Below are 13,508 nucleotides of genomic sequence, written 5' to 3' on the forward strand. Positions count from 1 at the left end.
AAATGGTGGGTTAGCGCGCGACCGCAACAGTCACAGCCACCCGCCCCACGAGGCGGGTTTTTTGTGGCCGCCTCTGCCGGGCAAGTCTTCCCAAAGCAGAGAAACCCCCCATGCAAACCGCTACGACAGACACCGCATTCCAGCACGGCAACGCCTCGCCCATGGCGTACCTGCGTCAGATCCTTAGCGCCCGGATCTACGACATTGCCCGTGAAACCGAACTGGATTTGGCGCGCGGCTTGTCGGCGCGGTTGAACAACACCGTCTACCTGAAGCGCGAAGACAACCAGCCCGTGTTCTCCTTCAAGGTGCGCGGCGCCTACAACAAGATGCGCAATACGCCCCAGGCCGCGTTGGACCGGGGCGTGATCACCGCGTCGGCCGGCAACCACGCCCAAGGCGTGGCCATTTCCGCCGCCCGCCTGGGCGTGCGCGCCATCATCGTGGTGCCGCAGACCGCGCCGCAAGTGAAGGTGGACGCGGTGCGCGCCCACGGCGGCCCGACCGTCACCGTGGTGCAGGCGGGCGATTCCTACAGCGATGCCTATGCGCATGCGCAGACGCTGGCGCAGCAGCAGGACCTGACCTTCGTGCCCGCGTTTGACGACCCCTACGTCATCGCGGGCCAGGGCACCGTGGGCATGGAGATCCTGCGCCAGCATGCCGGGCCGCTGCACGCGGTGTTCGTGCCGATCGGCGGCGGCAGCCTGGCGGCCGGCGTGTCGGCCTATGTGAAAGCGGTGGACCCGTCGGTGAAGGTGATTGGCGTGCAGACCGTGGATTCCTGCGCGATGGCGCAGTCCATCAAGGCGGGCCAACGAGTCAGCCTGGCCGAAGTGGGCCTGTTTTCAGACGGCACGGCGGTCAAGCTGGTGGGCGAGGAAACCTTCCGCCTGTGCCGCGAGTATCTGGACGAGATCATCCTGGTGGACACCGACGCTGTGTGCGCGGCCATCAAGGACGTGTTCCTGGATACGCGCAGCGTGCTGGAACCGGCGGGCGCGCTGGCGGTGGCGGGTCTTAAGCAGTACGTCGAACGCGAAAACGCGCAAGGCTTGTCGATGGTGGCCATCACGTCGGGCGCCAACATGAATTTCGACCGCCTGCGTTTCGTGGCCGACCGCGCCGAAGTGGGCGAGGCGCGCGAAGCGGTGTTCGCCGTGACCGTACCCGAGGAACGCGGCAGCTTTCGCCGCTTCTGCCGCGTGATCGGTCAGCGCAGCGTGACGGAATTCAACTACCGCATTGCCGACGCGCACACCGCGCACATCTTCGTCAGCATGCAGATTGCGCGGCGCGGCGATGCCGGCGACATCATGGCGGCGCTGCAAGAGCAGGGCTTTTCGGTCAGCGACCTGACGCACAACGAGGTGTCCAAGCAGCACATCCGCTACATGGTGGGCGGGCGTTCACCGTTGGCGGGCGGCGAACGGCTGTTCCGCTTCGAATTCCCGGAACGCCCCGGCGCGCTGATGAAGTTCTTGTCCGAGATGGCGCCCAACTGGAACATCAGCCTGTTCCACTACCGCAACCAGGGCGCGGACTTCAGTTCGGCGCTGGTGGGCATCCAGGCGCCGCTGGCGGATAGCGCGGCCCTGGACGCCTTCCTGCTGCAACTGGGCTACGCGCATTTTGAGGAAACCGACAACGAGGCGTATCGCCAGTTTCTGATTTAAACGGGCCGGCGGAATCTGGCAGAACCCGGCAGATCAGGGCAGACACCGGCAGCCCCGGACATGCCCCGGCAGACCCCGCAGCGGGCTCAGCCCAGCTTGCAATTCGGCTTGGTCGGCAAGGCCACGCCGGGTTTGAGCTGCAAGGTGGCGCGGCCCGGAGTCTGCGTCAGTTGCAGTGTGGCGCCGCGCCAGGCGGGCACGTCGTCAAAGAGCACATCGCGCTTGGCCGACGACGGATACAGCGGATCAGGCCGGTTGAATTCAATGGCGGGTAAAGCCAGACACGTGTCCTTTACATCCAGCCGCGCCAGTTCCCGGCCGTCGCTCAAGCGCACCGCGCGAAACGCCAGCGGCGCGTCCACGAACTTGACCACTTCCGGCACGATCCGCATGTCGCCCTGCGCATCCTTGACGCGGGTGGCGGGTTGAACCACCACCACGTCGCGGCCGGGCGGAATGGCCAGGTAGGCCACGTCGCCATCCACGTCCAGCAGCTTGCCCGCGCCCAGGTTCTGCGCCTTGAGCGGCGCGTGGCGGATCATGACCGTTTCGGACCAGGTGGTTTCCACGCGGGTCCAACCGGGTAGCCGCGCGTCTTCAAAGCGGGTGGCTGCCGGGCGGTTGCGGTCACGCTGGTCGGATAGGGCCACGCGCTTTACACGCAGCGCGCCGCCCACCACCTGCAAGTGCGCCAGCACGGTGTCGGCGCTGCCGCTGGTGAAGTAGGCCAGCACGGCGTCGGTCTCCAGCACCTTGGCATTGGCCGCGCAGAAGAAGGCGTTGGCGTCCGGGTGCTTGCCGTCGGGGTACAGCAGCTTGCCGACGTCGCGGCCGCAAAGCTTGTTGCCCTGAAAGGTGATGGTGGTGGTGCGCGTGTTCTGGCGCTGGCCGGTGTTCCAGTCGCCGCGGCTTGACGTCGCGACGTCCACCACCAAACCATGGCTGTCGTAGAGCACGGCGGCGTTCGCCGGGGCGCTAGCGGGGCCGGAAAGCAGGCTCACACATAACGCCAGAATGCGGCTTCGGGTCATCGGCGGGTTCCGGGGGATAGATGCAGGGGTGAATATATACCGCGTGCAATGGCCTGGGGACGGCCTGACGCTCGCGCGACTGAAGAAAATTCAGTTGGGTGAAAGAATGTTATTACATTACAATTGCCGCCCAAATTCCATGTTTTCCAGGCCGCATCATTCGATGCGCCGTCCGTTTCATGCCTTCCATGCCTATCGCCGTACCCCCCCAGACCCACACCATGCGCCTGCGTTCCATCGACGCCTTGCGCGGCCTGGTCATCGTCATCATGTTGCTTGATCATGTGCGCGAAACCTTCTTTCTGCATCATCAGGTCAGTGACCCGATGGACGCGGCGGCCACCGATCCGTTCTTGTTTTTCTCGCGCCTGCTGGCGCACCTGTGCGCGCCGGTGTTCGTCTTGCTGACGGGCGTATCCGCCTGGCTATACGGCGCCAAGGCCGGCAACCGGGGCGCCACGGCCGCGTTCCTGGCCAAGCGTGGCCTGTTCCTGGTGCTGCTGGAAGTCTTGGTGGTGAACTTCGCCTGGACGTTCCAGTTCCCGCCGTCGGTCGTCTACCTGCAAGTGATCTGGGTGATCGGCCTGAGCATGCTGGCCCTGGCCGCGCTGCTGTGGTTGCCGCGCGCGGCCTTGGTGGCGGTGGGCGTGGTGCTGGTGGCGGGCCACAACGCGCTGGACGGCGTGCACTTCGCGGCGGGGGAGTTCATGCATGTGCCGTGGGCCGTGCTGCATGACCGGGGTTGGATCAATGTGGGCGAGGCCTTGCGCCTGCGCACCTCGTATCCCTTGCTGCCCTGGATCGGCGTGATCGCGCTGGGCTACGCGGTGGGCCCGTGGTTCCAGGCCAAGGTGCCGGCGGCGGCAAGGCAGCGTTGGCTGTTCACGGCCGGTATCGCGGCCTTGATCGGCTTCGTGGTGCTGCGGGCGGTCAATGGCTATGGCCAAGCCCAGCAATGGGCCGTGCAGGCCGACCTGCTGCATACCATGATGAGCTTCGTGAACATCACCAAGTACCCGCCGTCCTTGATGTTCCTGCTGCTGACGCTGGGCTTGGGCCTGTGCCTGCTCGTGCTGATTGAGCGCGCGCAGTCGGCGGCATGGGTGGGCGTGCTGTGCGTGTTTGGCGCTGCGCCAATGTTCTTCTACCTGCTGCATCTGTACGTGCTGAAAGCCTTGTATCTGGCGGGCGAGGGTGTCTGGGGCTTGAACCAGGGCAAGTTCTTTGGCGTGGACAGCATGGCCGGCGTGTGGCTGATTTCGGTGCTGCTGGCGGTGGCGCTGTATTGGCCGGTGCGTTGGTTTGGTCGCTTGAAGGCGGCGCGCCGCGATATCGCCTGGCTCAAGTACCTGTGAACGCGGCGATGCGTATACGTGATGTGGCCGTCGGCGCCGCGACCTTGTTGGCGCCTTGCGTGGCTGACGCACAGCAAAGTCCCGTCACCCTATATGGCGTGGTCGACCTGAGCCTGGCGGGCTTTTCGACGCAGGACCGCGGCACGGCCTTGAACATGCAGTCGGGCGTGCAGTCGGGCTCGCGCTGGGGCTTGCGCGGCAGCGAGCCCCTGGGCAATGGCATGCGCGCCAACTTTCAACTGGAAAGCGGCGTCGTGGCCAACAACGGCAAGTCGGCCCAAGGCGGCCGCCTGTTCGGGCGCGCAGCCTGGGTGGGCGTGTCGGGGGATTGGGGCGATCTTCGACTGGGCCGCCAGACCTCGGTGTCGTCGGCAACGTTGGCGGACTATGACGCCTTTCTGGCGTCGTACCTGATCATGGGCGCGCAGACGGCGCTGCTGCCCTACAACGCCAACCGCGCCGACAACACCGTGGCACTGTGGAGCCCGTCGGCGGGCGGTTGGCGCGCGGGCGCGGACATCAGCCTGGACTACGACGGCGGCGGCGGCTTCAAGACCTCGTCGACCAACAAGCTCTACAGCGCGGCGCTGGTTTATGAACAGCCCAGCTACGCCGTCACCGCCACGGTCGAAGGCGCGCGCTGGGCCGACGGCACGGTGCAGTCCGCCGCCATGGCGCAGGCCGGCGGCACGCGCCAACCGGTTGCGTACACGATGGCGGGCCGCGCCACCCTGGGCGCCTTCACGCTGTACGCGGCCGGATCCATCATGCGCAATGGTTCGACGATTCCCGCTGTGCAATCGCCTGGGCAGCGCGTGTACTTTCCCGACAGCACCGTGCATGGCGTGATGGCGGGCGCCACCTGGCGCACGGGCGCCAGCACCGTCATGGCATCCTGGCAAGGCAGCTTGCCGGGCGGTGGCGCACTGGCCCGCGATGGCGCCACGCACACGCAGCAGATCTACTCGGTGGGGTATGTGCATGACCTGTCCAAGCGCACCAACCTGTACGCGGTGCTTGGCTACATGAGCGGCGCGTGGTCGGACCCGTCGTGGCATGAAACGCAGTACACGGTGGGCATGCGGCATCGGTTTTAAGGCCAGGCTAGGCCGACAACCAGTTACCATCGCCCTCGATCAGCGTGCCGCCATGGCTGGTGGTATCTCCCTGCCGCGCCACCGCCTGTCCTTCAATATTGGCTACCGCCGAACCACTGACGATGACCGCCCCGCAACTGATGCGATCGCCAACCCGGGCAATGGGACGGCCATTGATGGCTGCGGTGGACGCGCCGCTGACGATGGTGCCGGGGCCATGGATGGGGCAGTCATGCGCGTGGCCGACGAGGGCGATGGGAATCATGGGGTCTCCTTGGGGTGGGGGCAGATTGGTCTTCACGGCTAGCGGTGTGAAGGGGGACTGCCAGGAAGGCGTAAAGCCCACCATGTTCCGCGCCTTGCCTGCCTGTTTCTATAGGACGGTTACGAAATCGCTCAGAAAAAATGCCGTCCTTCAGGACGGCATTTCACGTTTATCCAGCACCGACGCCATTCACGCCGATGAAGCCGCGCGGCTTAATGCAGGATCTGGCTCAGGAACAGCTTGGTCCGTTCGTTTTGCGGGTTGTCGAAGAATGCGTCGGGGTCGTTCTGTTCGATGATCTCTCCGCGGTCCATGAAGATCACGCGATTGGCGACTTTGCGCGCGAAGCCCATTTCGTGGGTCACGCAGATCATCGTCATGCCGCTTTCCTGGGCCAGCGTCACCATCACGTCCAGCACTTCCTTGACCATTTCCGGGTCCAGCGCGGACGTGGGCTCGTCAAACAGCATGACCTTCGGGTTCATGCACAAAGACCGCGCAATCGCCACGCGCTGCTGCTGGCCGCCCGACAACTGGCCGGGAAATTTCCTGGCCTGATCGGGAATGCGTACGCGTTCCAGGTACTTCATCGCCGTGGCTTCGGCTTGCGCGCGAGGCTGTTTCAGTACCCACATGGGTCCCAGCGTCAGGTTTTCCAGCACGGTCAGGTGCGGGAACAGGTTGAAGTGCTGGAACACCATGCCGACTTCGCGGCGGATGGTCTCGATGTGCTTGAGGTCGTTGGTGAGCTCGGTGCCGTCGACGATGATCTGCCCTTGCTGGTGTTCTTCCAGCCGATTGATGCAGCGGATCATCGTGGACTTGCCCGAGCCGGACGGGCCGCACACCACGATGCGCTCGCCGGGCGCCACGTCCAGGTTGATGTTGCGCAGCACGTGGAACTGGCCGTACCACTTGTTCACGCCGTGCAATCGAATAATGGAATCCGACATGCTGGGTCTCCGTAAGGTTTACCGGGTGGGTCGCGGCGCAATCAGCGCGCGTGCCCGGTGGCCAGGCGCTTTTCTAGCGCCTGGCTGTATTTGGACATCGAATAGCAAAAGACGAAGTAGATCAGCGAGATGAAGAGATAGGCCTCCACCCCGAAGCCCCGCCATGCCGCGTCGGACAAGGCTGCCTTGGCGGCCAGTGTCAAATCGAAAATGCCGATGATGACGACCAGCGACGTATCCTTGAACAGGCTGATGAAAATGCCGACCAAGGGCGGTATCACGATCTTCAGCGCTTGCGGCAGGATGATCTTGCGCATCTGTTGCCAGTAATTCAGGCCCAGCGAATCCGCGCCTTCATACTGGCCTTTCGGAATCGCCTGCAAGCCGCCGCGCACCGTTTCCGCGATATAGGCCGCCGCGAACATGATGATGGCGATCTGCGCACGCAGCAGCTTGTCGATGGTGAATCCTTCGGGCAGGAACAAGGGCAGCATCACCGACGACATGAACAACAGGCTGATCAGCGGCACGCCACGGATCAGCTCGATGTACACGACGCACAGTGCCTTGATGGCGGGCATTTTCGAACGCCGGCCCAGCGCCAGCATCACGCCGATGGGGAAGGCGAAGGCAATGCCGAACGTGGCCAATATCAGAGTCAGCGGCAGGCCGCCCCAGCGCGAGTTCTCGACGTACGTCAGCCCGAACACGCCGCCCCACATCAGCAGCGCAACCGCCGTCAGGCCCACGACCCAGATGACGGCCAGCTTGCCGTTCCAGAAGCGTCGCATGCCGCTGCACGCGATGACGCCGACCAGGAGCAGCGTCGCGATCAGTGGCCGCCATTGTTCATCGAAAGGATAGGTGCCGAACAGGATCAGCCGGTGCTTTTCAACGATGAACGCCCAGCACGCGCCGCCGATTGAAGCACGGCATTCCATGGCATTGGTCGCGGTGAAGTTGGCCTTCAGGAAAGCCCATTCCACCAGCGCCGGCAACGACATCAACAGAAACCACGCCAGCAGCACCGTGATCAGAATATTCAGCGGCGACGAGAACAGGCGGGACCGTACCCATGCCCACGCGCCCACCTGGGTGCTGGGCGGGGGCAGGGCTTCGGTGAAGGAGTGCGTAGTGCTGCTCATCTCAACGCTCCACCAGCGCGATGCGCTTGTTGTACCAATTCATGAATATTGAAATCGACAGGCTGACCGTCAGGTATGCGCCCATGATGATGAGGATGCCCTCGATGGCCTGGCCCGTCTGATTCAGCGTGGTGTTCACCACCGAGACGATGTCCGGATAGCCGATGGCGACCGCCAGCGAACTGTTCTTCAGCAGGTTCAGGTACTGGCTGGTCATGGGCGGGATGATGACGCGCAAGGCTTGCGGCAGCACAACCAGGCGCAGCACTTTCGCGCGCGGCAGGCCCAGCGAACCGGCGGCTTCCCACTGGCCGTTGTTGACCGCCTGGATGCCCGAGCGCACCACTTCGGCGATGAACGCCGAGGTGTAGACGGTCAGGCCCAGGAACAGTGCGACAAACTCCGGCGACAGCGTCAGCCCGCCGACAAAGTTGAAGCCTTTCAAGGCCGGCATGTCCAGCGTCAGCGATGCGCCGCCGGCCAGCCAGCCCACGAACGGCAAGCCGATCAACAGGCCGATAGCCGCGCGGCCCAGCGGAAACACGCGGCCCGTGGCTTCCTGGCGCTTCGTGCCCCAGTGGCCAAGGAACAGGATGGCGACGATGGCCAGCGCCAGTCCGCCCAGCACCCAGTCCAGCGACGCGCCTTCCAGCCCGGGCACTTTCAGGCCTCGGTTGGAAATGAACACGCCCGGCATGGGGTTGTGCGCCTGGCGCGGGCCGGGCATGTTTTCGGTGATCAGCGCATACCAGAAGAACAGTTGCAACAAGAGCGGCACGTTGCGCATCACCTCGACGTAGACCGAGGTGATTTTCTTCACGAGCCAGTTCTTCGACAAGCGGCCCACGCCGATGAAGACGCCCAGGATGGTCGCCGCGACCAAGGCCAGCAGGCCCACGCGCAGCGTGTTCAGCACGCCCACGAAAATGGCGCGGCCATAGGTGTCGGCGGGGCCGTAGGCGATCACGGATTCGCCAATGGCAAAGCCCGCCTCGCGGTTCAGAAAGCCGAAGCCCGTGGCGATGTTGCGCATCGACAGGTTGTGCAGCGTGTTGTGCACCAGGAACCAGACACCCGCCCCGACCAGCGTCAGGGCCAGCACCTGGTAGACCAGCGCGCGCGTGGCCGGGTCGTTCCAGGACACCCGGTGCGCAGGCCGCGGTACCGGGGATTGCGCGGTGTTCTTGGCCACGACTTAGCCCGCCATCAAGACTTTGACGGCCGCTTCCAGGCGGTCCATGCCTTGTTCGATGACCTCGGTGGACGTCGCGAACGAGAAACGCACGTAGGGCGACAAGCCGTACGAACCGCCGTCAATCACCGCCACGCCGGCTTCGCGCAGGAAGAACAGGCTGACGTCCAGGTCGGTTTTCAGTTCCCCGGCCGGGCCGGTGCGGCCGATCAGGCCCTGCACATTGGCATACACATAGAAGGCGCCGTCGGGCATCGCGCATGAAATGCCGGGAATGGCGTTCAGGCGGCGCACGATCAGGTCGCGGCGGGCTTGGAAGATGTCGACCATCTGGGTGACGCTGGATTGGTCGCCTTCCAGGGCGGCTTGCGCGGCCACTTGCGAGATCGCGCTGGGGCAGGACGTGCTTTGCGACATGACGGTGCTCATCGCCTTGATCAGGTCGGCCGGCCCCGCGCCATAGCCGACGCGCCAGCCCGTCATGGCGTACGACTTGGACATGCCGTTGACGATCAGCGTGCGTTCGATCAAGCGCGGCTCCACCTGCACGGGCGAGGCATGTGCCTGGCCGTTGTAGCAAAAGGGCGCATAGATTTCATCGCTAAGAATCCAGACCTGCGGATGACGGAGCAACACGTCGGTCAGGGCGTGCAGTTCCGCGGCGCTGTACACGGCGCCGCTGGGATTGCTGGGGGAATTCAGGATCAACCAGCGCGTGCGCGGGGTGATGGCGGCTTCCAGCGTGGCGGCGTCCAGCTTGAAACCTTGCGATTCCGGGCCGGTCACGACCACGGGCTTGCCTTCGTTCAACAGCACCATGTCCGGGTACGAGACCCAGTAAGGCGCGCAGACGATGACTTCATCGCCGGGTTCCAGGCTGGCCGTCAGCGCGGCGCCGATGATCTGCTTGGCGCCCGCGCCCACGGTGATCTGGTCCATGCCGTAGGTCACGCCCAAGCTCAGTTCCAGGCTGTTGGCGATGGCGCGGCGCAGGCCGACGGTGCCGTTCGGGCTGGTGTAGCGGATGTCGCCGCTGGCGATGGCGTCCTGGCCGGCGCGCGCGATGTGGGCGGGCGTGGGCATGTCGGGCTCGCCGAGCGTGAAGTCGGCGATCTCGCGGCCCTGGCGGCGCAATTCGTCGACGACGATCTTGGCGGCCATGCTGGGCGAGGGTTTGATCTGTTTCAGGCGGGCGTTGACGATACTGTTCATGGTTGCAACGTAAAAGAGGCAAACGGGGCCGTGCGGTGGCCGGGCTTGCGGGTAAAGAGAAAAGCGGCTTCGCGTGGAAGGCGAAGCCGCGCACGGGTGCGGGCGCTTAGCGCACCGGCCAGCCGTACATCAGGCCGCCCTGGGTCCACTGCTTGTTCAGGCCGCGTTCCAGCTTCAGCGGGCTGTCCTTGCCCATGGCGCGGTCATAGCTTTCGCCGTAGTTGCCCACCTGCTTGATGATGTTGTAGGCCCACTTGTCGTCCAGCCCCAGGTTCTTGCCCATGCCCGGCGTCACGCCCAGGATGCGTTGCACGTTGGGGTTCGTGCTCTTCAACATGTCATCCACGTTCTTGGACGTGATGCCGTATTCCTCGGCCTCAAGCATGGCGTTCAGCGACCAGCGCACCACGTTGAACCATTGCTCGTCGCCTTGGCGGACCATCGGGCCCAAGGGTTCCTTGGACAGGTTCTCCGTCAGGATTTCCCAGTCTTCCGGCTTGGCCAGGCGGGTGCGCATGTTGGCGGCGGTGTTGGACTTGTCGTTGGTGTAGGCGTCGCAACGCCCCGCTTCCAGCAGGCGGAAGTTTTCGTCGTAGTTCTCGACCAGCACCGGCTTGAACGTCAGGCCGCGGCTGCGGAAGTAGTCGGCCAGGTTCAGTTCGGTGGTGGTGCCGGGCTGCACGCAGATCGTCGCGCCGTCCAGTTCCTTGACGCTTTTCACGTTCATGGATTTCTTGACTATCAGGCCTTGCGCGTCATAGAAGTTCACGCCCACGCCGATCAGGCCCAACGTGGTGTCGCGGGTCAGCGTCTGCGTGGTGTTGCGCGACAGCATGTCGATTTCGCCGGACTGCAAGGCGGTGAACTTGGCTTGCGCGGTCAACACATTGCCCTTGACCTTCGAGGCGTCGCCGAACATGGCGGCGGCCACGGCGCGGCACATATCCACGTCCAGGCCCGTCCATTCGCCCTTGCTGTCCAACACCGAGAAGCCGGGGATGCCGGCAAAGCCGCACTGCAAGAAACCCTTTTTCTTGACGGCATCGAACGTCACGCCGGCTTGCGCGCCAGAGGCGGCGCACAGCAAAGTCGCCGCAACGGCGGTGGTCAGAAACTTACGCATGGAGAATGCTCCTGGGGAGGGGGTCGAAAACGCTTGGGATAAGCGGGGGAAAGCGGAAACCGTCCGTACAGGCGCAGCCGATCGCCGGCCGGGGCCGGGCGGTGGCGCGCGAGAGCGGAGAGGAAAGGGAAGCGGGCCCGGAACGGGCGCGGAGTGACCGGACTACGCGGTCAGGGGGTAGGCCGATGGATACGCGTCGTGTAGCGCTGGAACGTCGTGCGTAGGGAAAGGATCGGACTCATCGGCGGTACTTGTACAACGTGGGTCATAACGAGGGTCATGCTTGGCGGGGCGGGCAGGGCCGGCAAACCGGCGTCGTTCCCGAGCGCTAAGTCATAGGACGTATGATGGCAGTGGTCATACAAGCTAGCAAGTAAGGGGATTCCCGTAATTGCCGTGCCGGCGGTGACATTACCGGCACGGTTTCACCTGGCAAAACGGCTTATTGCGCGGGGCCTTGCGACAGCAGTTTGCGGTAGCGCGCGATGCTGTCGCCCAGATGGCGAGCCATGGCGGCGCGCGCGGCACCGGGGTCGCGGCGCATGATGGCGGTCAGGATGGCTTCGTGCTCGCGCACGTTGCGGGTTTCGTAGGTTTCCAATTCTTCGGGCGTCTTGCCGCCGTGCTTGATGTTCAAGTCCAGCATGACGTCGCGCACGGCGGCGCGCAGCAGCGCCGGAAAGTGCGGGTTGTTGGACGCTTTGGCAATGGACAGGTGGAATTCGTAGTCGGCCTTGACGGCGGCTTCCATGTCGCGCGTGGCGCGGTTGAAGGCGTCGAACGCTTCGACGATGCCGCTTAGGTCGGACGCGCTGCGGCGCTCGGCCGCCAGCCCACAGGCTTCGACTTCAAGCCCCGCGCGCAGCTCCATGATGTGCAGCGCCCAGCGCGGATCGGTGGCCGGCTCGATCACGAAGTCGATGGGCTTTTCGCGGTCTTCGGTAACGAACACGCCGATGCCGGGCTTGCTGACTAGCCGGCCGCTCAGGCGCATCGACGCGACCGCTTCGCGGATGACCGTGCGGCTGACGTTGAATTCGTCGCACAGCGCGTGTTCCGACGGCAGCTTGTCGCCGGCGCGATAGGTGCGGGCATCCAGGCGCTTGTTCAGTTCCTGGATGACCACGTCTGTCAGGCGCGAACGCTGGCGGGGCCGGGCGGGAGTTTCCATCGTCTCTCTTATAGGGGGTAGGGCAGTTGTTGCGGGCCATGAGCCCGCGTCCGGAGCCGCAAGTGTACGCTTTCGGACACTGCGGCCGGGCGTTCAACGGGGCGATAAAGCGCGGTTCCGGCGGTGATGCCGCGCTGGCGCGCCCGTCTAGACAGCATCCAAAAACAGCATCCTGTATGACAACATACAGGCGAGGCAAACGGCAATGCGGGTTTGCGCCCAATGAGTAAGCAAAAAACGGCAAGCAAAAAAAACGCCCTCGAATCCGAGGGCGTTCTTGTCAGCCAGTGGCTGGCTTTTTTACCTGGGTGTTTACTGGGGCCCGAGCTTCTTGATCAGCGCGTTGAGCATTTCCAGCTCTTCGCCGGTCAGGTCGGTCAGCGGCGCGCGCACGGGGCCGGCGTCATGTCCGACGAGCTTGGCGCCAGCCTTGACGATGCTGACGGCGTAGCCGGCCTTGCGGTTGCGGATTTCCAGGTAGGGCAGGAAGAAATCATCCAGCAAGCGGTTGGTGGTGTCGGAGTCACCGGCGGCGATGGCGCGGTAGAACTCCATGGCGGTCTTGGGCACGAAGTTGAAGACGGCCGAGGAATACACCGGCACGCCCAGCGCGCGGTAGGCGGCGGCATAGACTTCGGCGGTGGGCAGGCCACCCAGGTACGAGAAGCGGTCGCCCATTTTGCGGCGGATGCGGACCATGGCTTCGATGTCGCCAATGCCGTCCTTGAAGCCGACCAGGTTGGGGCAGCGTTCGGCCAATTGGGCCAGGCTGTCGGCCGACAGGCGCGACTGCGCACGGTTGTAGACGATGACACCGATCTTGACCGACTTGCAGACCTGTTCAACGTAGGCGGCGATGCCGTCCTGCGACGCTTCGGTCAAGTAGTGGGGCAGCAGCAGGATGCCCTTGGCGCCCTGGCGCTCGGCTTCTTGTGCGTAGGCGATGGCGGTGCGGGTGGGGCCGCCCGCGCCGGCCAGGATGGGCACTTTGCCGGCGCAGGTTTGCACGGCGGTGCGGACGACGTCTGAATATTCCTGGGGCGCCAAGGAAAAGAACTCGCCCGTACCGCCGGCGGCGAACAGCGCGGTGGCGCCATACGGGGCCAGCCATTCCAGGCGTGCGGCGTAGGTCTTGGGGTTGAAGTCGCCGTTCTGGTCAAAGTCAGTCACGGGGAAGGAGAGCAAGCCTTCCGATACGATTTCCTTGAGTTCCTGGGGAGTCGTCATGCCGTCATCCAATAAAAAGTAAGTAAGAAAAAGCGAGCTGGGCGACGGTCAGGCCGTCTGC

12 protein-coding genes are annotated in these 13,508 nt (G+C 64.4%); 3 read left to right on the forward strand and 9 right to left on the reverse strand.

Features of this window, described 5'->3' with window-relative positions; all coding sequences use genetic code 11:
• Positions 1 to 110: 110 nt before the first annotated feature.
• Positions 111 to 1,676 (forward strand): threonine ammonia-lyase, biosynthetic, encoded by a 1,566-nt coding sequence (ilvA, locus tag M2361_RS06775; RefSeq protein ID WP_259247301.1) that lies wholly within the window; start codon positions 111 to 113, stop codon positions 1,674 to 1,676.
• Positions 1,677 to 1,762: 86 nt separating this feature from the next.
• On the opposite strand, the gene M2361_RS06780 is transcribed toward ilvA, so the two are convergent.
• Positions 1,763 to 2,677, reverse strand: a complete 915-nt coding sequence (locus M2361_RS06780; RefSeq protein WP_259247303.1) for a hypothetical protein — start codon at positions 2,675 to 2,677, stop codon at positions 1,763 to 1,765.
• Between the two features lie 209 nt (positions 2,678 to 2,886).
• Between M2361_RS06780 and M2361_RS06785 the strand changes: the two genes are divergently transcribed.
• A complete protein-coding gene (locus tag M2361_RS06785; protein ID WP_259247306.1) occupies positions 2,887 to 4,062 on the forward strand; it encodes a DUF1624 domain-containing protein in 1,176 nt (391 codons plus the stop codon).
• Positions 4,063 to 4,070: 8 nt separating this feature from the next.
• Positions 4,071 to 5,159, forward strand: coding sequence for a porin (locus tag M2361_RS06790; protein WP_259247308.1), 1,089 nt, complete (start codon positions 4,071 to 4,073; stop codon positions 5,157 to 5,159).
• Positions 5,160 to 5,166: 7 nt separating this feature from the next.
• On the opposite strand, the gene M2361_RS06795 is transcribed toward M2361_RS06790, so the two are convergent.
• The 8 genes from M2361_RS06795 to kdgD all read right to left on the reverse strand — a co-directional run bounded on the left by M2361_RS06795 (position 5,167) and on the right by kdgD (position 13,447).
• Positions 5,167 to 5,424 carry a PAAR domain-containing protein gene (locus M2361_RS06795; RefSeq protein ID WP_259247310.1) on the reverse strand — a complete coding sequence of 86 codons (258 nt, stop codon included), beginning with the start codon at positions 5,422 to 5,424 and terminating at the stop codon, positions 5,167 to 5,169.
• A 212-nt stretch (positions 5,425 to 5,636) separates the two neighbouring features.
• Complete coding sequence (locus M2361_RS06800) at positions 5,637 to 6,377, reverse strand: amino acid ABC transporter ATP-binding protein (protein ID WP_050444906.1); 741 nt, start codon at positions 6,375 to 6,377, stop codon at positions 5,637 to 5,639.
• 41 nt (positions 6,378 to 6,418) lie between these two features.
• Complete coding sequence (locus M2361_RS06805; RefSeq protein WP_259247315.1) at positions 6,419 to 7,522, reverse strand: amino acid ABC transporter permease; 1,104 nt, start codon at positions 7,520 to 7,522, stop codon at positions 6,419 to 6,421.
• Position 7,523: 1 nt separating this feature from the next.
• On the reverse strand, positions 7,524 to 8,714 hold the full coding sequence (locus M2361_RS06810; RefSeq protein WP_259247316.1) for an amino acid ABC transporter permease: 1,191 nt from the start codon (positions 8,712 to 8,714) through the stop codon (positions 7,524 to 7,526).
• 3 nt (positions 8,715 to 8,717) lie between these two features.
• The gene (locus tag M2361_RS06815; protein WP_100855629.1) at positions 8,718 to 9,926 is read right to left on the reverse strand and encodes an aminotransferase class I/II-fold pyridoxal phosphate-dependent enzyme; all 1,209 of its coding nucleotides are present in this window, start codon (positions 9,924 to 9,926) and stop codon (positions 8,718 to 8,720) included.
• Positions 9,927 to 10,032: 106 nt separating this feature from the next.
• Positions 10,033 to 11,049, reverse strand: a complete 1,017-nt coding sequence (locus M2361_RS06820; RefSeq protein ID WP_259247321.1) for an amino acid ABC transporter substrate-binding protein — start codon at positions 11,047 to 11,049, stop codon at positions 10,033 to 10,035.
• Between the two features lie 442 nt (positions 11,050 to 11,491).
• Positions 11,492 to 12,220: a FadR/GntR family transcriptional regulator gene (locus M2361_RS06825; RefSeq protein ID WP_259247323.1), complete on the reverse strand. Its 729-nt coding sequence runs from the start codon at positions 12,218 to 12,220 to the stop codon at positions 11,492 to 11,494.
• Positions 12,221 to 12,532: 312 nt separating this feature from the next.
• A complete protein-coding gene (gene kdgD, locus M2361_RS06830; protein ID WP_100855632.1) occupies positions 12,533 to 13,447 on the reverse strand; it encodes a 5-dehydro-4-deoxyglucarate dehydratase in 915 nt (304 codons plus the stop codon).
• Positions 13,448 to 13,508: the final 61 nt, after the last annotated feature.

This window comes from Achromobacter sp. JUb104, assembly GCF_024806975.1.
Classification (GTDB): domain Bacteria; phylum Pseudomonadota; class Gammaproteobacteria; order Burkholderiales; family Burkholderiaceae_B; genus Achromobacter; species Achromobacter spanius.